19 protein-coding genes and 1 pseudogene are annotated in these 22,154 nt (G+C 60.5%); 8 read left to right on the top strand and 12 right to left on the bottom strand.

Annotated elements, in window-relative coordinates:
• The first annotated feature begins 497 nt into the window (after positions 1 to 497).
• Both nirB and nirD read left to right on the top strand, forming a co-directional pair.
• A complete protein-coding gene (gene nirB / locus QRN50_RS19155; protein WP_096127460.1) occupies positions 498 to 3,059 on the top strand; it encodes a nitrite reductase large subunit NirB in 2,562 nt (853 codons plus the stop codon).
• Positions 3,059 to 3,445 (top strand): nitrite reductase small subunit NirD, encoded by a 387-nt coding sequence (gene nirD, locus QRN50_RS19150; RefSeq protein WP_024642826.1) that lies wholly within the window; start codon positions 3,059 to 3,061, stop codon positions 3,443 to 3,445. The genes nirB and nirD overlap by 1 nt, the downstream gene beginning before the upstream one ends.
• Before the next feature lie 68 nt (positions 3,446 to 3,513).
• Here the strand turns inward: nirD and QRN50_RS19145 are convergent, their stop codons facing one another.
• Positions 3,514 to 4,512, bottom strand: a complete 999-nt coding sequence (locus QRN50_RS19145; protein ID WP_096127461.1) for an alpha/beta fold hydrolase — start codon at positions 4,510 to 4,512, stop codon at positions 3,514 to 3,516.
• Positions 4,513 to 4,759: 247 nt separating this feature from the next.
• Here QRN50_RS19145 and QRN50_RS19140 point away from each other — a divergent pair, with 247 nt between their 5' ends.
• Positions 4,760 to 5,689: a LysR family transcriptional regulator gene (locus QRN50_RS19140; protein ID WP_096127462.1), complete on the top strand. Its 930-nt coding sequence runs from the start codon at positions 4,760 to 4,762 to the stop codon at positions 5,687 to 5,689.
• Here the strand turns inward: QRN50_RS19140 and pstB are convergent, their stop codons facing one another.
• The 4 genes from pstB to pstS form a co-directional block, all read right to left on the bottom strand.
• Positions 5,690 to 6,469 carry a phosphate ABC transporter ATP-binding protein PstB gene (gene pstB / locus QRN50_RS19135; RefSeq protein ID WP_002553918.1) on the bottom strand — a complete coding sequence of 260 codons (780 nt, stop codon included), beginning with the start codon at positions 6,467 to 6,469 and terminating at the stop codon, positions 5,690 to 5,692.
• Positions 6,469 to 7,353, bottom strand: a complete 885-nt coding sequence (gene pstA / locus QRN50_RS19130; protein WP_003407464.1) for a phosphate ABC transporter permease PstA — start codon at positions 7,351 to 7,353, stop codon at positions 6,469 to 6,471. Before pstA ends, pstB begins: the two co-directional genes overlap by 1 nt.
• Positions 7,350 to 8,345 (bottom strand): phosphate ABC transporter permease subunit PstC, encoded by a 996-nt coding sequence (gene pstC / locus QRN50_RS19125; protein WP_003371940.1) that lies wholly within the window; start codon positions 8,343 to 8,345, stop codon positions 7,350 to 7,352. Before pstC ends, pstA begins: the two co-directional genes overlap by 4 nt.
• 81 nt (positions 8,346 to 8,426) lie before the next feature.
• The gene (gene pstS / locus QRN50_RS19120; RefSeq protein WP_003407468.1) at positions 8,427 to 9,446 is read right to left on the bottom strand and encodes a phosphate ABC transporter substrate-binding protein PstS; all 1,020 of its coding nucleotides are present in this window, start codon (positions 9,444 to 9,446) and stop codon (positions 8,427 to 8,429) included.
• A 518-nt stretch (positions 9,447 to 9,964) separates the two neighbouring features.
• On the opposite strand from pstS, the gene QRN50_RS19115 reads away from it, so the two are divergent.
• Positions 9,965 to 10,249 carry a hypothetical protein gene (locus QRN50_RS19115; protein ID WP_003407470.1) on the top strand — a complete coding sequence of 95 codons (285 nt, stop codon included), beginning with the start codon at positions 9,965 to 9,967 and terminating at the stop codon, positions 10,247 to 10,249.
• A gap of 93 nt (positions 10,250 to 10,342) precedes the next feature.
• Positions 10,343 to 10,645 carry a hypothetical protein gene (locus QRN50_RS19110; protein ID WP_011268223.1) on the top strand — a complete coding sequence of 101 codons (303 nt, stop codon included), beginning with the start codon at positions 10,343 to 10,345 and terminating at the stop codon, positions 10,643 to 10,645.
• Here QRN50_RS19110 and QRN50_RS19105 read toward each other — a convergent pair.
• Positions 10,621 to 12,324 (bottom strand): VRR-NUC domain-containing protein, encoded by a 1,704-nt coding sequence (locus tag QRN50_RS19105; RefSeq protein WP_011268224.1) that lies wholly within the window; start codon positions 12,322 to 12,324, stop codon positions 10,621 to 10,623. The two genes, QRN50_RS19110 and QRN50_RS19105, sit on opposite strands and share 25 nt — an antisense overlap.
• Positions 12,325 to 12,492: 168 nt before the next feature.
• On the opposite strand from QRN50_RS19105, the gene QRN50_RS19100 reads away from it, so the two are divergent.
• Positions 12,493 to 13,011 (top strand): nucleoside 2-deoxyribosyltransferase, encoded by a 519-nt coding sequence (locus QRN50_RS19100; RefSeq protein ID WP_003407474.1) that lies wholly within the window; start codon positions 12,493 to 12,495, stop codon positions 13,009 to 13,011.
• A gap of 10 nt (positions 13,012 to 13,021) precedes the next feature.
• Here the strand turns inward: QRN50_RS19100 and QRN50_RS19095 are convergent, their stop codons facing one another.
• Positions 13,022 to 13,924 carry a LysR family transcriptional regulator gene (locus QRN50_RS19095; RefSeq protein ID WP_011268225.1) on the bottom strand — a complete coding sequence of 301 codons (903 nt, stop codon included), beginning with the start codon at positions 13,922 to 13,924 and terminating at the stop codon, positions 13,022 to 13,024.
• Positions 13,925 to 14,030: 106 nt separating this feature from the next.
• On the opposite strand from QRN50_RS19095, the gene QRN50_RS19090 reads away from it, so the two are divergent.
• Positions 14,031 to 15,119, top strand: a complete 1,089-nt coding sequence (locus tag QRN50_RS19090) for an AbrB family transcriptional regulator (protein ID WP_011268226.1) — start codon at positions 14,031 to 14,033, stop codon at positions 15,117 to 15,119.
• A 33-nt stretch (positions 15,120 to 15,152) separates the two neighbouring features.
• Here the strand turns inward: QRN50_RS19090 and QRN50_RS19085 are convergent, their stop codons facing one another.
• The 5 genes and pseudogenes from QRN50_RS19085 to QRN50_RS19070 form a co-directional block, all read right to left on the bottom strand.
• Positions 15,153 to 16,397, bottom strand: a complete 1,245-nt coding sequence (locus QRN50_RS19085) for a D-mannose isomerase (RefSeq protein ID WP_003407482.1) — start codon at positions 16,395 to 16,397, stop codon at positions 15,153 to 15,155.
• Between the two features lie 125 nt (positions 16,398 to 16,522).
• Positions 16,523 to 17,362: a methyl-accepting chemotaxis protein gene (locus QRN50_RS25985; protein ID WP_370661157.1), complete on the bottom strand. Its 840-nt coding sequence runs from the start codon at positions 17,360 to 17,362 to the stop codon at positions 16,523 to 16,525.
• 15 nt (positions 17,363 to 17,377) lie between these two features.
• Positions 17,378 to 18,148: pseudogene (locus QRN50_RS25980) on the bottom strand (HAMP domain-containing protein); the annotation flags it as partial.
• 172 nt (positions 18,149 to 18,320) lie between these two features.
• Positions 18,321 to 19,460: a glycerate kinase gene (locus QRN50_RS19075; protein ID WP_096127464.1), complete on the bottom strand. Its 1,140-nt coding sequence runs from the start codon at positions 19,458 to 19,460 to the stop codon at positions 18,321 to 18,323.
• Positions 19,461 to 19,571: 111 nt separating this feature from the next.
• Positions 19,572 to 20,663: a CdaR family transcriptional regulator gene (locus QRN50_RS19070; protein ID WP_096127465.1), complete on the bottom strand. Its 1,092-nt coding sequence runs from the start codon at positions 20,661 to 20,663 to the stop codon at positions 19,572 to 19,574.
• A gap of 230 nt (positions 20,664 to 20,893) precedes the next feature.
• Here QRN50_RS19070 and QRN50_RS19065 point away from each other — a divergent pair, with 230 nt between their 5' ends.
• A complete protein-coding gene (locus QRN50_RS19065; protein ID WP_162886572.1) occupies positions 20,894 to 21,985 on the top strand; it encodes an alpha/beta hydrolase in 1,092 nt (363 codons plus the stop codon).
• Positions 21,986 to 22,154: the final 169 nt, after the last annotated feature.

Raw genomic sequence — 22,154 nt, 5'->3', positions numbered from 1 at the left:
CCTCCAAAGGTTGCATCCAACCTTCGGGGGTCACACCAGAGCGTGAGGAACGATATGTGCCTGGAGCGACTGGGGCGCCCACAGGCAAAAACGCCGATTATCGTGAGCGGTCAATACGGCGCACAGCTTTACAGCGTAATCCCCTTGATGCGCACCAATGCAAGGCAGAAAAAATCATGCGCCTGACGCCATCGTAAACGCTGCGCAGCCTTGCGGGTATTGCCAATTCGGGCTTGAAGCGCTGCCGGCGCAAGCTGGCACAGGCCCTGCATATTACTCAACAACCCCACCATGAATGTGGTCGGGCCGCCCCGGTTGATCGACGTGGATCGCCAGTCTCGCAGAGACCAGAGGGCTATCAGGGCGCCTCCGGCAACGTGGCTCGATGGCCCCCCAGAACACCCATAAGAGAACAGGCAAAGGCGCCTGGAACCGAAAGGTTCCGGGCGCTTTTTTTTTGCTTTGAAAAACCTGATTGGCCTCGGCCGGGACTCGCTATGAACACCACAGTCTTCCCCCTCAACGATGTAAAAACCCTGATCGTCGTCGGTAATGGCATGGTCGGGCATCATTGCGTCGAGCAGTTGATCGCAGGCGGCGCACTCGAGCGTTATCGCATCCACGTCTTTGGCGAGGAAACACAGCGCGCCTACGACCGCGTGCACCTGTCCGAATACTTCACCGGCCGCGACGCCGAATCGCTGGCCATGAGCGAGATGTCTGTCTACGAACAACCCGGCCTGACGCTGCACCTCGGCGTACCGGTGCTGGAGATTGATCGTGATCGTCACGAAATCATTACCGCCGAGGGCTGCTTCAGTTACGACAAGCTGATCCTGGCCACCGGCTCCTACCCGTTCGTACCGCCTATCGAGGGCGCGCGGGGCAACTCCCGGCTGGTCTATCGCACACTCGAGGACCTGGACAGCATTCGCTATGCAGCGACGAAAGCCCGCCGTGGCGTAGTGGTCGGCGGCGGTCTGCTGGGGCTGGAAGCGGCCAATGCGCTTAAATCGCTGGGGCTGGAAGCCCATGTCGTCGAGTTCGCGCCGCGTCTCATGCCGGTGCAACTGGATGACCTCGGTGGCGCTGCGTTGAAGGCGCGTATCGAAGCGCTGGGCGTCGGCGTGCATCTGTCGCGCGCCACGCAGTCGATCAGCGACGGCAAGCAGTACCGCTACCGCATGAACTTCGCCAATGACGAGTTTCTCGAGACCGACCTGATCGTGTTCTCCGCAGGCATTCGCCCGCAAGACGCCCTGGCCCGCCAATGCGAGCTGGCGCTCGGCCCACGCGGAGGCATCGCAATCGACGAGCACTGCCGCACCAGCGACGCCGACATCTATGCAATCGGCGAATGCGCAGCCTGGAACGGCAGTGTGTTCGGCCTGGTGGCGCCCGGTTATCAAATGGCCCGTGGCGTAGCAGCGCAATTGTGCGAACAGGATACTGACGCATTCTTCGGCGCCGACATGTCCACCAAGCTCAAACTGCTGGGCGTGGATGTCGGCTCCATCGGTGATGCGCACGGTGCGCTGGCCGGGGCCGTCAGTTATCGCTTCATTGACGAAGCCACCGCCAGCTACCGTCGCCTGGTGGTGTCGGCCGATGGCAAGCAGGTGCTCGGCGCTGTGCTGGTTGGCGATAACAGCTATTACGACACGCTGCTGCAATACGCGCAGAACGGCATCCCGCTGCCCGCCGATCCATCGAGCCTGATTCTGCCGCGTGGCGAAGGCGCGCCGACGCTGGGCGCCGACGCCCTGCCCGCCACAGCGACTATCTGCTCCTGCCATAACGTCAGCAAAGGCGCGGTGTGCTCGGCCATCGACAATGGCTGCACCGATCTGGCCGCAATCAAGTCCTGCACCAAGGCGGCCACCGGTTGCGGCGGTTGCACGGCATTGCTCAAACAGGTTTTCGAGCATGAACTGATCGCTCGCGGTGTGGCGGTCGACAAAAGCCTCTGTGAACACTTTGCTTATACCCGGCAGGAGTTGTACTCGATGGTGCGCGTCGAAGGCATCGAGACCTTTGACGAACTGCTGACTCGGCATGGCAAAGGCGCGCATGGCTGCGACATCTGCAAGCCCGCAGTCGGCTCGATCCTGGCGTCGTGCTGGAACCGCCCCATCACCGAGCCTTCACTGGTGCCGCTGCAGGACACCAACGATACCTTCATGGCCAACATGCAGAAAAACGGCACCTACTCGGTGGTGCCGCGTATTCCGGGTGGCGAAATCACCCCGGACGGCCTGATTGCGATTGGCGCGGTGGCAAAAAAATACGACTTGTACACCAAGATCACCGGCGGCCAGCGCATCGACCTGTTCGGCGCACAACTGCACGAGTTGCCGGATATCTGGAGCGAGCTGATCGAGGCAGGCTTCGAAACCGGCCATGCCTACGGCAAGTCGACCCGCACGGTCAAATCCTGCGTCGGCAGCACCTGGTGCCGCTACGGCGTGCAGGACAGCGTCGCCATGGCGCTGCGTATCGAAGACCGTTACAAGGGCCTGCGCTCGCCGCACAAGCTCAAGTTCGCCGTGTCCGGCTGCACCCGCGAATGCGCCGAAGCGCAGAGCAAGGACGTCGGTGTGATTGCCACCGAGAACGGCTGGAACCTTTACCTGTGCGGCAACGGCGGCATGCGTCCGCGTCACGCCGAGTTGTTCGCCACCGACCTGGATGACCAAACCCTGATTCGTTACATCGACCGCTTTCTGATGCTCTACATCCGCACCGCCGACAAGCTGCAGCGTACTTCGGTCTGGCGTGAAACGCTGGAAGGCGGCCTCGATTATCTCAAGGCGGTCATCGTCGACGACAGCCTGGGCCTGGCCGCCGAGCTGGAGTCGCAGATGCAACTGGTGGTCGACCGCTACGAATGCGAATGGGCCAACGCCCTCAAGGACCCGGAAAAACTCAAGCGCTTCCGCACCTTCGTCAACGACGGGCGTGCTGACCCCGACGTGCAGTTCGTCAAGGAACGCGCCCAGCGGCGCCCGGCAAGACCCGAAGAGCTGGCTCTTATTCCGTTGTTCAAGGAGGTGGTGTGATGAACGCGTCTCAGACAATACGCACCGGCGACAATGCGCCCGCGGCAGCGCAGCAGCACTGGCAGCCCCTGTGCGGACGTGCGGATCTGGTCGCCAATTCAGGCGTCGTTGCGTGGCTGGACGGCGCGCAGGTCGCACTGTTCTACCTGCCCGAAACTGCACAGGGCGAGCAGCTCTTTGCCATCGACAACCGCGATCCCAAATCGGGGGCCAACGTGATCGGGCGTGGTCTGATCGGGCAGATCGCGGGCGAACTGGTCATCGCCTCGCCGTTGTACAAGCAGCACTTTCGCCTGCACGACGGCAGCTGTATCGAATACCCGGATCAGCGGCTCGACGTCTGGCCGGTAAGGCTCAAAGGTGATCAGGTAGAGATTGCCGTTTAATCGGCAGTGCCGGTCGCAGACAACCTGGTCGCTATCGGACCAGGTTGCCGCGTGGCGTGACGTGCAGCTTATTGAAGTTCGGAGACCAGTGCCTTGTTGAAGCCTTGCGGGTCTTCCATCTGCGGGGCATGGCCCTTGCCCTTGAATTCCACCAGCCTGGCGCCCGGGATCATCTGCGCCACCTGCTTGCCCAGTACCTTGTAATTGCCGATCTTCGCCTTGACCTCAGGCGGGGCGATGTCACTGCCGATGGCAGTGGTATCGGCATCACCAATCATCAGCACCGTCGGCACCTGCAACCTGGGGAACTCGTAGAACACCGGCTGGGTGAAAATCATGTCGTAGATCAACGCCGAGTTCCAGGCCACGACCTTGTGACCCGGCCCTTTGTTCAGACCGGCCAGCATGTCGACCCACTTGTCATACTCAGGCTTCCAGCGGCCGTCGTAGTAAGTCTTCTGCTCGTAGGCGCGAATGCCTTCGGCGGTGGTCTTCAGCTCTCGCTCATACCACTGGTCGACGCTGCGGTAAGGCACGCCGAGTGCTTTCCAGTCTTCCAGACCGATCGGGTTGACCATCACCAGCTTCTCGGTCTGCTTCGGGTACATCAACGCATAACGCGTGGCCAGCATGCCGCCCGTGGAGTGACCGACCACCGACACCTTGTCGAGGCCCAGTTTTTCCAGCAGCGCGTGGGTGTTCATCGACAACTGCTGGAAGCTGTACTGGTAGTGCTCCGGCTTGGTCGAGGTGCAGAAACCGATCTGATCCGCTGCGACGACGCGATAGCCCGCGGCACTCAGTCCCTTGATGGTGTCTTCCCAGGTCGCAGCGCAAAAATTCTTGCCATGCATCAGCACCGCCGTGCGGCCGTTGGCTTTGCCACTGGGCGCGACGTCCATATAACCCATTTCCAGCGTCTGGCCCTGGGACTGGAAACTGAATTTGTGCAGCGCATGGGGGTACGTGAAACCTTCCAGTTGCTGGCCATAACCGGACGTCTCAGCCAGTGCTGCGCCTGACAGCGTCAACGACATCAACATGCCGGCAATCTTTGCAGCCCGCATAAGGGGCACCTCCTGTAAATAGAGTCGAATTCTCGAACCGCTGAACTGCACGCGGCGGACCTGCAAGTAGACCCTGTTTCCCACAACAGATTCGCCCTTTTCCTGCCAACAGAACCGTAAGCAGACGTTTCTTCACGCTGATTTCCGACGATGGCAAAATGCTGGACGCCTCCTGCCGTGCCTGCCTAGACTGGGCCGTCCGTTACAGGCCGTCGTGGCCATCCGGGTCTGACGCCAAGGAACAGCAATGAATCGAAATGAACTGCGCAAGGCCGACATCAACCTGATGGTGGTATTCGAAACATTGATGCAGGAGCGTAACGTCACCCGCGCAGCCGAAAAACTGTTTCTCGGCCAACCCACGATAAGCGCCGCCCTGAATCGCCTGCGCAGTCTGCTCAACGACCCGCTGTTCATCCGCGTCGGCCATCGCATGGAACCCACCGCACGCGCTCACGAGATTCTCAAGCACCTGACGCCCGCGCTGGACGCCATGTCCACGGCGCTCAGCCTGACCACCGACTTCGATCCGTCAGTCAGCAAAATGACCTTTCGCATCGGCCTGACCGATGACGTCGAGTTCGGCCTGCTGCCGGCGATGCTCAAGGCCATCCGCGAAGAAGCGCCCGGCGTGGTGATCGTGGTCAAGCATGTCGACTACCTGAATATCTCCGAGGTGCTGATGTCGGGCGACATCACCGTCGGCGTCTGCCTGACCCGTGAACTGCCGGCCAACGCCAAGCGCAAGACGCTGCGTAACGTGCAGCCGAGGCTGGTGCGCGCCGACAAGCCTGCCGGTCCCATGAGCCTGGACGAATACTGCTCGCGCCCACACGTTGTGGTCTCGCACGTCGCGAGTGTCAGCAGTTTCGCCGATGAGTGGCTGACCGCGCTGGGACGCAAGCGTCAGGTGGTGTTGTCGGTGCCGCAGTTTGCCACCCTGCCCGCTTTGATGGCCGGCACCGACATGATTTCGGGGCTGTCCGACTACGCGGCAGAGGCCATGAGCGCACTGGGTCTGCTGTATGACGAGCCACTGCCCTTCCCCACGCCGGGGCTGGACCTGTCGATGACGTGGCTGAGTGTGATGGACAGCGACCCTGCCGAGCGTTGGCTGCGCAGCAGGATCGAGGCGTTCATGGGCGAGCGCCAGGAAGCGTCCGCCCTGGCCGGATGATCAGCCGAAACGACCGGTGATGTAATCTTCGGTCTGGGTCTTGGAGGGCTTGGTGAAGATGGTGTCGGTGTCGCCGTGCTCGATCAGTTCACCCATGAACATGAAGGCCGTGTAGTCGGAGCAACGCGCCGCCTGCTGCATGTTGTGAGTCACGATGATCACGGTGAACTGCTCTTTTAGTTCGGTGATCAGCTGTTCGATACGTCCTGTGGAAATCGGGTCAAGTGCCGACGTCGGCTCGTCGAGCAGCAAGACCTGAGGACGCAGCGCGATGGTACGGGCGATGCACAGACGCTGCTGCTGACCACCGGACAGACCGGTCGCGCTCTGCTTGAGCTTGTCCTTGACCTCGTCCCACAAGGCCGCGCCACGCAGGGCCTGCTCGACGCGATCTTCCATTTCCCGACGCGACAGTTTTTCGTGGTGCTTGATGGCGTAGGAAATGTTGTCGTAGATCGACATCGGGAACGGCACCGGCTTCTGAAACACCATGCCCACATGACTGCGCAGGCGGTTCATCGAATAGCCTGGCGCCAGGATGTTTTCGCCATTGAGCAGCACTTCACCGCGCGCTTCCTGCTTCGGGTACATCGCGTAGATGCGGTTGAAGACGCGCAGCAGGGTCGATTTACCGCAACCCGACGGGCCGATGATCGCAGTAATGCGCTTCTCGGGGATGGTCATGTCGATGGACTTCAACGACTTCTGGTTGTTGTAGAAAAACTCCAGACCGCGTACTTGGATCTTGGTTTTTTCGTTGGCCAGGGAAAGGTTGTTCATCAGGACGCCCTATTGCGCAGAAGAATTAAGCGAGACAGCAGACTCAGTATCAGTACGAACAACGTCATGACCAGCGCACCGGCCCATGCCAGGGAGTGCCAGTCATCGAACGGGCTCATGGCGTACTGGAAAACCACCACCGGAACACTGGCGATGGGTTTGAGCAGATCGCTGCTCCAGAACTGATTGCCGAAAGCGGTGAACAGCAGCGGCGCGGTTTCGCCGGTGATGCGTGCCAATGCGAGCAATACGCCGGTTACCACACCGGCCTTGGCTGCGCGCAGGACGATTTGCAGGGTCAGCTTCCATTGCGGCACACCCAGCGCCAGCGCAGCTTCACGCATGGTCGAGGGTTGCAATTGCATCATTTCGTCAGTGGTACGCACCACCACCGGGATCACCAGCAATGCCAGCGCCAGCGCGCCGGCAATCGCCGAAAAGCCCACCTGATGGCCTGTCACCGCGTTGAGTGGCAGAACCACGACGGTGTAGACGAACAGGCCGAGCACGATGGAAGGTGCCGAGAGCAGGATGTCGTTGATGAAGCGAACCGTGTTGCCCAGTTTGGTGTAGCGGGCAAACTCGGCCAGCCAGATGCCGGCCATCAGGCCGATCGGCGTACCGATCAGCAGGCCGATGCCGGACATCAGCACGCTGCCGTAGAACGCGTTGGCCAGACCACCCTCGGTGCCCGGCGGCGGAGTCATGCCGGTGAACAGTTGCAGGTTGAGCGCGTCGATACCCTTGATGATGGTGGTCAGCAGAATCCACACCAGCCACAGCAGGCCGAAGGCGGTGGCGCCACAGCTGAGTACCATCGCAATCTTGTTCTTGATACTGCGAACCCGATACAGGTGCTCGCTGCCGGTCACATCCTTACTCATAACCCCTCCTTACGCGAAAGGCGCGACAGCATCAGGCGTGCAAGGGCCAGCACGATGAAGGTGACGACAAACAACAGGAAGCCAAGGGCAATCAGTGCCGAACGGTGCAAGTCGGTATAGGCCTCGTTGAACTCGTTGGCAATCACCGAAGCGATCGAACTGCTCGGCATCATCAGCGAAGCCGAGAACTGATGCGCGTTGCCCAGTACGAAGGTTACCGCCATGGTTTCGCCGAGCGCGCGTCCCAACCCCAGGAACACACCGCCGACCACGGCCGAACGGGTGTAAGGCAGCACGATGTCCCAGACCACTTCCCAGGTCGTACCGCCCAGTGCATAGGCCGACTCCTTGAGGGCCACGGGCACGGTACGGAAGACTTCCTGCATCACCGAGGTAATGAACGGGGTGATCATGATCGCCAGCACGATGCCGGCGGTCAGCATGCCGATACCCAGCGGCGGCCCTTGGAACATCGGACCGATCAGCGGCAGTGCGCCAAGGTTTTCGGTGATCCACGGCGACAGGTGTTCAGCCATGAACGGGCCGAAGACAAACAGCCCCCACATGCCGTAGATGATCGAAGGGATACCGGCCAACAGCTCGATGGCCGAGGCGATCGGCATGCGCAACCACGGTGGTGCCACTTCGGTGAGAAAGATTGCAATGCCGAAACTCACCGGTACGGCGATCAGCAAAGCCAGAAAAGAGGTAACCAGGGTGCCGTAAATCGGAACCAGCGCGCCGAACTTGCCGGCGTTCACGTCCCACTCGGTGCTGGTCAGAAAGCCAAACCCGAAAGTCTGGAATGCCAGACTGCCGCCCCACAGGGTCGACAAGGCAATACAACCCAGCAAAGCAAGCACCAGCATCGCTGCAGCCTGCAATGAACGCTTGAACCACAGGTCATGACGATGATCCCGTTTGGCGCGCTTCTCGCCCTCGGACTCACCAGCGGAGACGTTAGCGGACAGGTATTGGGTGTTTTCAGTCATGTTGAGGCCACTCGCAAGGAAAAGCCCCTGTCACCGAGCCGATATCGCGGCTGATGACAGGGGTGGTACGGGTTGAATCACTTACTTGGTGAATTCCGTTTTCCAGTAGCTTTCCACGCGATCAACCAGCGATTTAGGCAATGCTACGTATTCCAGTTTCTCGGCCTGCTTCTGGCCGTTTTCCAGGGACCACTTGAAGAAGTCGAAAGCCGCAGTGCTTTTCTCTTCGTTCTTGGCTTTCTTGTACATGATGATCCAGGTGGTCGCGGTGATCGGCCATGCAGCCTCACCCGGCGCGTTGGTCATGATCAGGTTGAAGTCTTTGGCGCTCGCCCAGTCGGCGGTGTCAGCAGCTGCTGCGAAAGCCTTGGCGTCTGGTTTGATAAATTTGCCAGCCGCGTTTTTCAGCTGAGTGTAGGACAGCTTGTTGGTGGTCGCGTAGGAGTACTCGACGTAGCCGATCGAACCCTTGATCTGCTTCACGTAGGCCGAAACACCTTCGTTACCCTTGCCGCCCACGCCTGCTGGCCACTGTACGGTCGAACCGAACTTCAGCTTCTCGTTCCACTCGGGGCTGACTTTGCTCAGGTAGTTGGTGAAGTTGTACGTGGTGCCCGAACCGTCCGAACGGTGAACGACGGTGATGGCGGTATCAGGCAGTTTGACGCCCGAGTTCAGCGCAGTGATTGCAGGGTCGTTCCACTTCTTGATCTCGCCCATGAAGATCTTGGCGATGGTTGGACCGTCCAGCTTCAGCTCGCCACTTTCGACGCCTTCGACGTTGACGATCGGCACGATACCGCCGATCACGCTCGGAAACTGACCCAGACCGCCGGCCTGCAGGTCTTCTGCGGACATCGGAGCATCGGATGCACCGAAGTCAACGGTCGCAGCCTTGATCTGGGCAATACCACCACCCGAACCGATGGACTGATAGTTGATACGGTTATCCTTGCTCTTGCTGTAGTCCTGGGACCACGCCGAAATAACCGGGTAGACGAAACTCGAACCAGCGCCTGTTACATCAGTCGCGTGAGCCACACCGCTAAGGCACAGCGATGCGATCAGAAGCGACAAGCGTTTTTTAGTCAGCAGAATCACGGTAATACCTCAGTCCAGGAGATTGTGTGGTGGTCCACTTAAGGAGGCCCGAGGCGGATTTAAAACCTCAAATGTTGCTGTTTAATGACAATCCAACGAATCGTGTCCGGAGGGGAACTTTTTTGTAAGTGATTTCCTACGTCACTGGCGATGAAAACCCCTTTAAAAGCCAATGTTTACGGGCTATTCACGCTACATCAAGCCAAATAGCGTTCTGCCACCACCCATCGGATGGCGAAATGCCATTGGCGTTATAAAAATGTAAGAAAGTGTGATTTTAAGAATCGTTGTAAATGACCGAGCGGTCACGTTATAGCTAAATCAACTTAAAACTCCGCTGTTGACGGTGTTCAGGGGTGCATGAATGACCGAAAAAAGCGCGCGATCACTCTCAAGGTGGATAGCAACGGCGTAAGGCTTGATGCATGGAAGATATCTACCGTTCGTCGGGTTCGACGGCACCTATGGCCACTGGCCAATGACCAACGTGAGTACTTTAAAACAACGGAGTTAGCATCATGATCAAGACCAAACTGACTGCCCTGACCCTTGCTGGCCTGATGGCTGTAGCTTCAGGCGCCGCCTTCGCCGAGTCGACCACTACCCCTGAAACCCCGATCAACAAGAATGCGACCAAACTGCCGGGCACCAATACCCAGCCGATGGACCGCACCTCGTCCGAGACCCCAGGTGTGCAGACTGAAAGCAAGGAAGCGGCAGCCGAGCGTTCGATGAAGCACGACAAGACGACACACGGCACGCACGACAAGAGCACCCCCACTGAAAAGACCAAGACTCAGTAATCAGGCGTCTTACGCGGGCAGGACCATGCCCTGCCCGCGGGTCCACCCTTCTAGCGGCACCGTTTCAGTCCCTGTACTTACGGAGGTTGCATCATGATTAGGAATAGATTGGGGGCCATAAGCCTCGCAGCATTTTTGGCCCTCTCGGGCACCAGCGCATTTGCAGGGTCGACCGGCCCGACCAACCCGGCAGGCGACAGCCCTAAGGTCCCAGGCACCGGTACGGAAAAGAACGTCGATGGAACCAGCCCCGGCGCACCAGGCACAAGCCCCGGCACCAAAGGCATGGATCCCTTGCCCGGAAAGAACGGCAGTGCAGATGACAAGCCTCATGACTCGAAACACCCGCATGATGCAGATCACCAGGACAGTCAGGACGGGCACAAGGCCCCTTGATGGTCTGACAGGTCGCTACTGACACAAGCACTGTCGTCAGTTGCCCATTGCACGTAACACACCTCCACCGGCATGCCATGCTCGGCACAGAAGTCCAGCCAGCGCAGTTGGTTGTCCTGGAGGCGATCACCCGGCCCCTTGACCTCGATCATTCGATAACGACGCTGTTGCGGAAAGAACTGGATCAGGTCGGGCATCCCTGTCCGGTTGGCTTTTATGTCCTGCAACAGGCGACGAAACCAGCGAAGCAAGTGCGCTGCCGGCAGGCAATAGAGCGCCTGCTCCAGAAGCTCCGGCGTCAGCGCTCCCCAGAATACGAAGGGTGATTGCAGGCCGTATTTGCTTTCAAAATGCTCACGAATGGTCGCCAGGTATTCATCCGACTCCAGTTGCACCAGACAGGCATCGAATAACGCAGCCCTGCGCTGATAGAAGTCAGGGCTGTACAGGTCACTCGGCGCACTGTGAAACGGATGAAAGAATGCACCCGGCAACGGCGCAAAAATGGCTCGCCAGCACAGCAGCCCGAACAGTGAATTGATCAGCGCATTCTCGACGTAATGCACTTCCCCGCCCTGCTCGGCTTCGAGGTGCAGGCGTATCAGACGCTCGACACTCATCCCCGACACCGGCGTGACCTGCACGTCCAGCCGTGCAATGGCCCGCACCGTGCGCTTGCGCGCCGCCGCCAGGCCGAGCTTGCGTTGCAGGCGTGGCAAGACGCGTGACAGGTGCTGGACCTCCGCATCACTTTCCGGTGCAAGACGGGCCTGCTCCGCCAGCGTCAGCGCCGCTGCATACTCGGCATTGCGCTCCAGCACGCGGATTTGCCTTGAACGCGCGCCGGGGTAGCTCGACTGACGATACACCGCCATCGCCAGAGGCCAGTCCTGGATGCGCTCGGCCTGTTGCCCGATACGGAACAGCAGTTTGCCACGACGCATCAGCAACCACGGATTGCCGCACTCGATGGCAATGACACGCTCGGCCAGCGCATGCAGCTCCAGGCAGGTTTCCAGTGCTTCCCGGCAGGCATGCAATTGCAGGCACACATCAATGTCGGCACGCTGGTTGATGCCGCGCGACTCCAGCGAGAACTCGACCTTTTCGTAGCGGTAGATACCCAGGTCAGCCAGCACGAATTCAGACCATTCCTGGTACAGATTGCCGAAGTACAGCAAGCGCAGGCGATCACACAGCGGCATGATCTTCAGGCCGAACACAGCGTCGGACAACGTCGGGTACCATTGTTCAAGGGACTGCGGCGACGGGTACATCGGCTGCAGGCGCTCGAACCATTCCTGCTTGCGCTCAGGGCCCTTGACCGCGTGGTCTTTGAAGCAGTGGCTCAACTCATCCCGACGCAGCAGCTGGAACAGCTCGCTCAAGCCCAGTGGCGGAGCGCTGTCGACCCACTCCCGCGCCAGTAGCGGCAGCACGGCGTCATGAGGATCGCCAATCTCGACATAACCGAGTTTGCTGGCCCGAAACAACACACCCTTGCGCATCACCATGCGCACCAGCAAACCCTGGGCGGGCACCGGCAATTCGGCAAACTCGCTGATGAAGCGGCGCTCGGTTGCATCGAGCAGGTCATCGTAGCGCCGGGCAATCCAGCCAAGGACCTGACGGAAGTTTTCCAGGTAATAAAACGGATTGTCGAGGGGCGAAGTATTCAAGGCCAGCGTTCACATACAAATGAGCAGACTGAACAAGGATACTGGTTATCCGTACAGATTCCAGCGCAAACGCCTGCTGAACGTGTTTCGGCCGATCAATGGCATGTATCGCGGGCTGACGGCCGGCTTTAGAATCGGCGGGATAATATCTGCAGCCGAGAGACGAATATGCACGCGCCACTGGTTTATCTCGCAGGCTTCGACGTGTTCAGGACCGACGCCGTGGAACATGGACGCTATCTCAAGGCATTGTGCGCGGCACACGGGCTTGAGGGGTTGTATCCGTTTGACAATGAGGTCACGCAGGGACGGACCGCGCATGAAACCGCGCAGCAGATTTACTCGATGAACGTCGCGATGATTCATCGCTGCTCTGCCATGCTGGTCAACCTGAACGTGTTCCGCGGCCTGGAGCCGGATTCAGGCACGGCCTTTGAAGTCGGTATGGCGGTCGCACTGAACAAGCCGGTGTGGGCGTACTTTGAACCGGTCGCGTCGCTGCGCGAGCTGGTTCCTCACGATGAAGACGGTCTCGACGCCAATGGGTTTACGGTTGAAGACTTCGACTTGCCGCGCAACTTGATGCTGGCCTGCAGTTGGGCGGGTACCAGCTCGACCGTGGAACTGGGCGCAGAGGCGCTGGCAAGGTACCTGAGTGGCTTTCAGGCCCTGCCGGGGAGCGGCTGAACGCAGGCTGTCAGCCCCAACCCCGAAAGTCCCCGCCGTTGTCGCGCAGCATCTGCAACATGCCTTCTGCCGCAGGAGACAGATAACCGCCCTTGCGCAACGTCACACCAATGGTGCGTTTGAGGGTGGTCTGCTCGAGCGGCACCTCGCGCAGGTGCTGCATGGTCTTGCCGAACTCCAGCGACTCGCGGGCAATGAAGCTCAACAGGTTGCTGCGGGCAATCAGCCCCGGCAGCAGCGAGATCGAATTCGCTTCGATCTGCACCGTCGGCAGCGGCAGGCCGTGAGCGGCGAAGGTCGCGTCGAGCCATTTGCGCGATGAAACACTCACCGGCGGCAGTACCCAGCGATACGCGCACAGGTCACTCATCTTCAACGACGGCTTGAAAATCGGATGATTCTTGCTGGCGACCACCACAGCTTCGTCCTGCAGTATGGCGAAGCTGGTGACGTCTTCGCTGTCGGGCGCCAGCGCGCAAATGATCATGTCCAGCTGACCGGAGCGCAACGATTCGCGCAGCAGGTCATCCTGACCTATCACCAGCTTCAAGGTGACGTCCGGGGTACGCTGCAACAAGGCCGAAGTCAGTTTCGGCATCAGGTATTCCGCCATCGTCGCAGCGCAGCCGACCCGTATGTTGCCCACCATGCCACTGGCGAAATCCCGAATCTCGCGCTGGGTCTGGGCGATGCTTTGCTGCAATTCCTTGCCACGCGCCTGCAGCAGCTCGCCCACGGGCGTCAACTTGATGCGTCGGCCGTCACGCTGAAACAGTCGCGTGCCGAATGATTCCTCAAGGCGCTGAATGCTTTTGGTCAGCGCTGGCTGGCTGCGATTGAGCTTCTCCGCAGCCCGTCCGAGATGCCCCAGTTCGGCAATAGTTTCGAAATAGGTGAGATCACGCAGGTCCATATCTATCAACCAAAGTTATCAATTCATGATTATTAGAAAATAGACTTGATGAGTTGCGAAGTCGATACTGTGCGTATGTGATTTACCCCAATCAAGGAGAACGTCCTTGTCAAACGCTTCACGCTTTTCGCTTTCCTCCCTTTCCCCGCTGACTCAATGGGCGGGTCTGATCCTGATAGCCGGCATTGCCGGGCAACTGCTCAAACTGTTCGATATGCCTGCTGCGATGTTCCTCGGGCCCATGCTGGTCGCCATCGGCTTTGGTGTTTCAGGCGCCAGCATCCGTATGCCCAAGCGGGCCTTTCAACTCGGTCAGGGCACGGTCGGCGTGCTGATCGCGCATGCCATGTCGGTCAGCGTGCTGCTCACCGCCCTTCATTCATGGCACGTCATGCTTCTGGCGACGATCCTCACGGTGGTGCTGAGCGCGGCGGTTGGACTGGTGCTGGTGCGCTTTGCCGGTATCCCGAGCAATACCGCAGCCTGGGGCACGTCACCGGGCGCGGCTTCGGCAATGGTCGCGATGTCCGAGGATTACGGTGCCGACTCGCGCATCGTCGCCACCATGCAATATGTGCGCGTCGTCTGCGTGGTCACCATCGGCGCGCTGGTCAGCCATTTCATCGGCATACCGGATTCAGCTGCGGCGCTGCACAGCAGTGCAGCGGCATTGCCCAGCCTGAACGTTGTCGACCTGGCGCTGAGCCTGGCAGTCATTGTCGCTGGCGTGGCAGTCGGTTCGCGTCTTCCGGCAGGTGCCTTGCTGGTGCCACTGATGCTGGGCGGCGCGCTGCAACTGAGTGGGGTAATGCAGATCACCGTCCCGGCGTGGTTGCTGCCCATCGCTTACGGTGCCATAGGCTGCTACGTCGGGCTGCGTTTCGACCGGCCGACGGTACAATACGTCTGGAGACGGCTGCCGATGATGATTCTGGCCTCATTGCTGTTGATCGTGCTCTGCGCCGTGTCGGCCTGGCTGATTGCCGTGATGATGGGCAAGGATTATCTCTCGGTGTACCTGGCGACCAGCCCGGGCGGCCTGGACACCATGGCCATTATTGCCATCGATACGCACGCCGACGTCGGTTTCGTATTGGCCATGCAGACCCTGCGCCTGTTCGGCGTGATCCTGACCGGCAGCTTCCTGGCCCGGCAGATCATTCGCCTGACCGACAAACGCATCCCTGCGCTTTGACCCCGGATTTCAGGCCCAACTGACGCTAGCCGTTCATTCCAGCCCCGCCAGAGCGCTGGCCAGGCTTGGCGCCAAGGGCAACACCGGCAATAACGTGGCCTGATAGGCGTGGTAAAGGTCCGGCTTGCCGGGCCATATGTCTGCGCTGGGCTCGTTGCGTTCGTTCAGTTCATGGCGCCAGCTGCCATGCTCGTGATCGATGAACAGGGTCTCGTTGAACTCCCAGAAACAGCGATACCAGTCTTCATACTGCTGCTCGCCGGTACGTTGTAGCAATGCGGCGGCAGCGGCGGCCGCTTCGCAATGAGTCCAGTGCAGACGGTGACGGACCACCGGTTCGTTCTGCCAGTCGAGGGTGTAGACGATACCCGCGGCACCGTCGACATCCCAACCGTACCGGCAGGCATTGGCAAACAGTTGGCGGGCATCGTCCAGCAACCATTCGGGGTTGGCGCGTCCAGCCTGACGGCGCGCGGCCTCCAGATGCAACACCAGCCGCGACCATTCGAAGGCATGCCCCGGCGTGGTGCCGAAGGGCCGGAAACCGTCGGCCGGGTTTTCCCGGTTGTAATCGGCCAGCGGCTGCCAATCCTGGGTGAAATGCTCGATGACCTGAAAGTTGTTGGCGCCGGCATGCTCATGGATAACCCGCTCGACAATGCTCAGCGCCCGGTCGAGCCATTGCGCGTCACCCGTCACATCGGCGAGCGCAAGGAAGGCTTCGGTGCTGTGCATGTTGCTGTTGGCACCGCGATACGACTCTTCACTGCTCCAGTCCCGCGCGAATGACTCACGCATGGCGCCTTCCTGCTCGCTCCAGAAATGCGTCTGGATCACCTGGATGGCGTCGGACAGCAATGCCTGCGCACCAGGCCGCCCCGCCACCACGGCAGAGCTGGCCGCCAGTGCGACGAACGCATGCAGATAAGCCTGTTTGTCAGTCTTGCCGCCGTCTTCGAGCGCGGCACTGAACCAGCCGCCGTGCTCGGCATCGTGCAACGGTCCGCGCAGTGCGGCGATACCGTGATCGACCAGCGCAGCGCAGCCGGGAATACCCTGCGCATGCGCCATGGCAAAACAGTGGGTCATGCGTGCCGTGTTCATGGTTCCTGCGGTGGCACCGACCATCAGCCGACCGTAGTCATCAAGACTGCCAAAGCCGTTGTCCAGCCTCGAAGCCTTGGCGAAGGTCAACAGACGATTGCCTTCCAGTGCCAGCCACTGGTGATGGGCTGGCGAGCGCAGCCAACTGCTGAAGGTTTGATTATTGTTATTCATGAAGCGATGCCGCCCCCTTCGATAAGGTTGTGCCCAGACTGTACCGGAGGTCATTTCGACCGAGGGCATAATGCGCGTCCGGTCGATCGTCGGCAAGCGGACACAACCTGTATCAATGTAGGGTTTTACACCTTGAAGCGTGAGACCACCTGATTCAGATCGGCCGCCAGACGCGACAATTCATGGCTCGACGCACTGATCTGGTTGGCACCCTGAGTCGACTGCATGGACAGATCGCGAATGTTGACGATGTTGCGGTCGACTTCACGCGAGACCTGCGCCTGCTCTTCCGCCGCGCTGGCAATCACCAGATTGCGCTCGGAGATCTGATTGATCGACGAGGTGATTTCGCTCAAGGACTCGCCCGCGCCCTTGGCCAGTGCCAATGTCGAGTCGGCCCGAGCGCGGCTGGTGTTCATCGAGTCGAGCGCCTGCGCTGAACCGCTGCGCATGGCGCTGACCATCGAATCGATTTCCAGCGTCGACTGCTGGGTGCGATGCGCCAATGCGCGGACTTCGTCCGCCACCACCGCGAAACCACGGCCCGACTCGCCTGCACGTGCCGCTTCGATGGCGGCGTTGAGTGCCAACAGGTTGGTCTGCTCGGCAATCGAGCGGATCACGTCCAGCACTTTGCCGATGTCCTGCGACTGATTGGCAAGGTTTTGCACCAGCGTCGAGGTGGCCTGCACGTTGTCGGTCAGCGTCTGGATCGACTGCACCGTCTCGATCACCCGCGTCTGGCCCGCCAATGCCGAGGTACTGGACTGGTTGGAGGCGTCCGACGTGGATACGGCGTTACGCGCAACTTCCTCGACTGCCGAGGTCATTTCGTTGATCGCTGTGGCGGCCTGGTCGATCTCCGCATTCTGCTGGTTCAGCCCGCGGTAGCTGTCTTCGGTGACCGAGTTGAGTTCGGTGGCGGCCGATGCCAGTTGAGTGGCCGAACTGCCGATGTGGCGCATGGCTTCACGCAGATTGACCTGCATCATCGCCAGGGCACGCAACAGTCGGGTGACTTCGTCTTCGCCATCGACTTCGATGGTATGGGTCAGGTCGCCGTTGGCAACCTGCTCGGCGGCGGTTACTGCACGTTGCAGCGGGCCGACGATGCTGCGGGTCAGCCAGAGTGCCAGGCCGATGGTGCACAGCGCGGCAATGACCACAAAGATAATGACGATGTCGCGCGACTTGTCGTACTGGGCCCCGGCCGACTTGCCTTCCGCATCGACCTGGGTGAGATAGAAGTCGGCCAGGTCACCGAGTTGCTTGCCGGAACCGTCGACGATCTGCTTCATGTCGACCAGCAGCAGCTTGTTCAGCCCGACGCTGTCGCCCTGGCCGGCCAGTACAAAGGAACGGTCCAGCGCACTGCGGTATTGGCCCATGGTCACCATGAACTGGTCGGTCAGCGACTTCTCTTCCGGGGTGTCGACAAAGGTCTTGAGAATGGCCAGCTTCTTGTCCAGATCGCCCAGACGTACGTCCAGCTGGCCACGGTAGGTCGGAATGCTCGCAGGATCGGTGTCCAGTGCCATGCGCAAGGAAATGGTCCGAATACGCAGCATGATTTCGCGGATATCGTTGACCACTCGCATGCTGGGCAGCCAGTTGGTCTCCACCGCCACTTCGCTCTGGCGGATGGTCGACATCTGCGCCAGCGCAAACCACCCCAGCAATGCCACCAGCAGGGAAATAAGGGTAAAACCCAGACCGGCACGACGAGCGATAGTGAGTTTGCGTAGATTCATGACCAGGGCTCTTTATATTTTTTGAGGGCAGTGCCCGACACGAAGTTGTCAGACAACCGACAGCGTATCGCCCTGATCAAATAATTCTTTAGGACGCCCAGTGATCATTTGCAGGGTTACTTAAAATAACGGCCAATCGCTCGTCCGGTGCCCGCTGATCACAGCGCAGTCATCAACCGCCCGAAGCCATTTGCCAGAGCCGCGCCACGTCGCGCGCACGCTCGTGCAGCAGGCGGCGGGTCTCGCGGCAGGCCTGCTCGAGGCTCATTGGGCCGCTGACCAGAGCAAAGGCTGCGCCGATGCCGTGCGCATACATCTGCTCATAGCCGTCGCCAAGGGTTCCCCCCAGCACAATCACCGGCACTTGCCGACGCTGGGCGACTCGCGCAACACCAAGCGGTGTCTTGCCACGCAGGGTTTGTGCGTCGAAACGGCCTTCGCCGGTGATGACCAGATCGGCACCGATCAGCGCCTGTTCCAGCCCGGTCAGTTCGGCCACCACTTCCACGCCGGCACGAAACGAGGCCTTCAGGTAGGCCTTGGCGGCAAAGCCCATGCCCCCCGCTGCACCGCTGCCAGGGCTGTCGCGCAAGTCCTGGCCGAGAACCTGAGCCGTTTGGTCGGCAAAACAGCCGAGTGCGGCGTCCAGCGCCACGACCTGCTCGGGCGATGCGCCTTTTTGCGGGCCGAAGACAGAGGAGGCGCCATTCGGCCCGCAGAGGGGGTTATCGACGTCGGCGGCGATCTCGACGCGCACGTCAGACAAGCGTGGATCGAAACCGCTCAGGTCGATACGCGCCAGGTTCGCAAGCGCAAGCCCGCCCGGCGCCAGCGGTTGATCGTCGGCATCCAGAAAGCGTGCACCCAAGGCTGAAAGCATGCCGCTGCCGCCGTCATTGGTTGCGCTGCCGCCGATGGCCAGGATCACCCGACGGGCTCCCGCATCCAGTGCCGCCGAGATCAACTGGCCGGTGCCTTCCGTGCTGGTCACGCAGGCGTCGCGTTGTGCCAGGGTCAGCAGTTGCAGACCGCTGGCCATGGCCATTTCGATGATTGCGGTCCTGCTGTCCGCCAGCCAGCCCCACTGGGCATTGACCGGGGCGCCCAGCGGGCCGCTGACGCTGGCGCTCATCAGTTCGCCATTGCAGGCAGCCAGCAGCGCCTCGATGGTGCCCTCCCCGCCGTCTGCCATCGGGCATTTGATCAACTCGGCGTGCGGCCAGACTTCGGCCAGACCACTGGCGATCGCGTCGGCAACTGCCTGGGCGCTGAGGCTGTCCTTGAACGAGTCGGGGGCGATGACTATTTTCATTGTTGTTCTCCAGATCCGGTGCTCGAATGCTCTCATTCAAGACCGTGCTTGCCGCCTGCCGCTCGCACAATGATCCGTCGCCATTATCGGGCGTTTGAACAAAACCCGGCTTCAGGTCTGACGAGTGATCATCTGCGCGCCCAGGTAGAGTTGCAGCAGGTCGTCGGTCTTGTAAGGGTCGCAGCCCGTCAACTCACCAATCTTCTCCAGCCGGTAGCGCAGGCTGTTGCGATGGATACCCAGCGCTTCGGCGCAGGCCTGACTTTCGCCGCTGTACTCGAACCATTTGCACAAGGTGTCGAGCAGTTGCGCATGCGCGTGCAGACGCTCCATTGGCTCGGCGACGTGTTCAGCCAGCCAGTCATGCCGGTAGCGCCAGAACAGCAACGGCAGCCGATAGGCTTCAAGACGCAGCAGGCGCTGCGCCGGCCTTGCCTGACGGGCGTAGTCGAGCAGATCCCGCGCTGCCGCGCAGGCCTGGCGCAGGGTGGGCAGGTCCGCCGATTGCGCCACGGTGGCCATACGCAGCACTGGCCAGTGGTGCTCATCGAACTGCTTGAGCAGCAGCGCATCGTCAAGCTCCTTGCCCGTCGCGCGGCACCAGTACAGCAAGGTCGGCTCACGCAGCACGCACCAGCTGTCGGCATAGCGCGTGCCAAGCCATTTGGCAACCTGGCTGGCAGCCAGCCCCTCCTCGGCAAACTGCAGCAGTACCACCTGGCGCGCCATGTGCGGCTGCAAACCCAACTGTCGTGCTTCATCCACCAGGCTATCGGGACAATCCGGCAACAGCAGGCGAGCCAGCAGGTCTTCGCTGCGTTGCGCCCGCCACTGAAGGTCAGCCTGCTGACGACGCTGTTCCATGAGCATCTCGGCAGTCATCTTGACCAATTCGCCATACACCCGCACCTCGTCCGGCTCGCCGGTGATACCGAGCACGCCCACCAGTTGATGATCGAGCATCAGCGGTAGATTGACGCCCGGCTTGACACCCCCGAGCTGCGACGCTGCCAGAGAATCGATTTCCACCACCTGCCGGTTGGCCAGCACTCGCTGCGCACCCTCATGACGGGTACACAAGCGCTCGGCATCACCGCTGCCGATGATGATGCCCAGGTAGTCCATGACATTGACGTTGTAAGGCAGGATGGCCATGGCCCGGTCGACGATGTCCTGGGCCAGCGCTCGGTCAAGGGCGAACATGAACGACTCCTGACGCGTGGCGAGGCTTGCAATGGTTGGGCATATGGATACATTTTGTTGAAGTTATAGAACGCCCGAGTGTGCCTGAAAGTAGTCACGGGCGCGACGTACATGGCAGAGTGCCCGCGTCGACCTTTTGAACCCTCGAATATGTGTGCACAGGCGCCCCTTTGATCAAATTCCGACTCGCCAGCCTGCTGTCGCTGCTGACCCTGCAAGCCTGCACGTCAATGGCAGAGAGCGAAGAGCCGAAACAGCGCTTTGAAGACTACCGTCAGCAGACCCTCGAGCTGATCCGCAACCAGCGCAACTTCCAGACCGCCGACCACCAGGCCGAGCTGGACTGGAACGCGCCGCGCCAGTGGACGCCGAGCGGGACACCCAAGGGCGGCGTGCTGCTGGTGCACGGTCTGGGGGATTCGGCGTGGTCGTTTCATGACGTGGCACAGACGCTCGCTGCTCAGGGCTATCTGGTCCGAACCGTGCTGTTGCCGGGGCACGGCACCAAGCCCGAAGACATGCTCGACGTGCGCCTCGAACAGTGGCAGCAAGTGGTACGCGAACAGGCGCAACTGCTCGCTCGTGAAGTGCCGAAGGTCTATCTGGGCGGCTTTTCCACCGGCGCCAATCTGGTCCTCGATTACGCCTATGGGCACGACGAAATCTCCGGGCTGCTCTTGTTCTCGCCGGCATTTCGCTCCAACAGCGGCTATGCCTGGCTGACTCCGTGGATCGGCTGGGCACGACCCTGGCTTGCCGCGCCGAATCAAGGCCTGCGCCCAATGCAGACGCCGGTTCGCTACATGAACATGCCCACCAATGGTTTTGCCCAGTTCTATCGCAGCAGCGCGCTGGCCCAGGACCGCCTGCATCAGCGGCGCTATGCAAAGCCGGTGTTCATCGCCATCGCCGAGCACGACTCGGTACTCGACACTGATTACGTGCTGGATAATTTCAGCCAGCGCTTCAGCAGCCCCGCCAGTCGCCTGATCTGGTACGGCGACCTTCCCGCCCGGGCTGCCGATACGCCGCGCGTCGAGGTGCGCAAGGACTACCTGCCGGAATACCGCATCAGCCGCTTCTCACACATGGGCCTGCTTTTTTCAGCGGACAATCCGCTTTACGGCGTATCCGGCAGCCAGCGTATCTGCTGGAACGGCCAGAGCACGCCGGACACCGCCAAGTGCATGGTAGGCGAGCCGGTATGGTATTCGGACTGGGGTTACACCGAACCGGGCAAGATCCATGCGCGCCTGACGTTCAACCCGTATTTCGAGTGGCAGACCGAGGTGATGCTCGGCGTGCTGAACGCAACACCGTAGTACGCAACCGCCTCCCTTGTATCGTCGATACCGTGGGGCCAGGCTTTTGCAGGAGCGAACTTGTTCGCGAAGGTGGTGTTTTGAACGCCAAATCTTCTGCGGCTGTGCGGCCCCTTTCGCGAACAAGTTCGCTCCTACATTTCTGCCGTACGCTCAAGCATGGGGGCTT

It is taken from the genome of Pseudomonas sp. MEJ108 (genome assembly GCF_030208985.1).
GTDB classification, from domain to species: Bacteria; Pseudomonadota; Gammaproteobacteria; order Pseudomonadales; family Pseudomonadaceae; genus Aquipseudomonas; species Aquipseudomonas fragariae.
Note: the sequence above shows the minus strand (reverse complement) of the source record. Positions and strands in the feature narration are given on the sequence as shown.

Excerpts from the sequence above, each read along its gene's own strand:
- QRN50_RS19095 (WP_011268225.1), bottom strand. The coding sequence starts at position 13,924 with ATGGACCTGCGTGATCTCACCTATTTCGAAACTATTGCCGAACTGGGG.
- QRN50_RS19115 (WP_003407470.1), top strand. The coding sequence starts at position 9,965 with ATGATCAAGACCAAACTGACTGCCCTGACCCTTGCTGGCCTGATGGCT.
- QRN50_RS19100 (WP_003407474.1), top strand. The coding sequence starts at position 12,493 with ATGCACGCGCCACTGGTTTATCTCGCAGGCTTCGACGTGTTCAGGACC.
- QRN50_RS25985 (WP_370661157.1), bottom strand. The coding sequence starts at position 17,362 with ATGCGCCACATCGGCAGTTCGGCCACTCAACTGGCATCGGCCGCCACC.
- pstC (WP_003371940.1), bottom strand. The coding sequence starts at position 8,345 with ATGACTGAAAACACCCAATACCTGTCCGCTAACGTCTCCGCTGGTGAG.
- QRN50_RS19075 (WP_096127464.1), bottom strand. The coding sequence starts at position 19,460 with ATGAAAATAGTCATCGCCCCCGACTCGTTCAAGGACAGCCTCAGCGCC.
- nirD (WP_024642826.1), top strand. The coding sequence starts at position 3,059 with ATGAACGCGTCTCAGACAATACGCACCGGCGACAATGCGCCCGCGGCA.
- QRN50_RS19070 (WP_096127465.1), bottom strand. The coding sequence starts at position 20,663 with ATGTTCGCCCTTGACCGAGCGCTGGCCCAGGACATCGTCGACCGGGCC.
- QRN50_RS19085 (WP_003407482.1), bottom strand. The coding sequence starts at position 16,397 with ATGAATAACAATAATCAAACCTTCAGCAGTTGGCTGCGCTCGCCAGCC.
- QRN50_RS19140 (WP_096127462.1), top strand. The coding sequence starts at position 4,760 with ATGAATCGAAATGAACTGCGCAAGGCCGACATCAACCTGATGGTGGTA.
- QRN50_RS19145 (WP_096127461.1), bottom strand. The coding sequence starts at position 4,512 with ATGCGGGCTGCAAAGATTGCCGGCATGTTGATGTCGTTGACGCTGTCA.
- pstA (WP_003407464.1), bottom strand. The coding sequence starts at position 7,353 with ATGAGTAAGGATGTGACCGGCAGCGAGCACCTGTATCGGGTTCGCAGT.
- QRN50_RS19065 (WP_162886572.1), top strand. The coding sequence starts at position 20,894 with ATGGCAGAGAGCGAAGAGCCGAAACAGCGCTTTGAAGACTACCGTCAG.
- pstB (WP_002553918.1), bottom strand. The coding sequence starts at position 6,469 with ATGAACAACCTTTCCCTGGCCAACGAAAAAACCAAGATCCAAGTACGC.
- nirB (WP_096127460.1), top strand. The coding sequence starts at position 498 with ATGAACACCACAGTCTTCCCCCTCAACGATGTAAAAACCCTGATCGTC.
- QRN50_RS19110 (WP_011268223.1), top strand. The coding sequence starts at position 10,343 with ATGATTAGGAATAGATTGGGGGCCATAAGCCTCGCAGCATTTTTGGCC.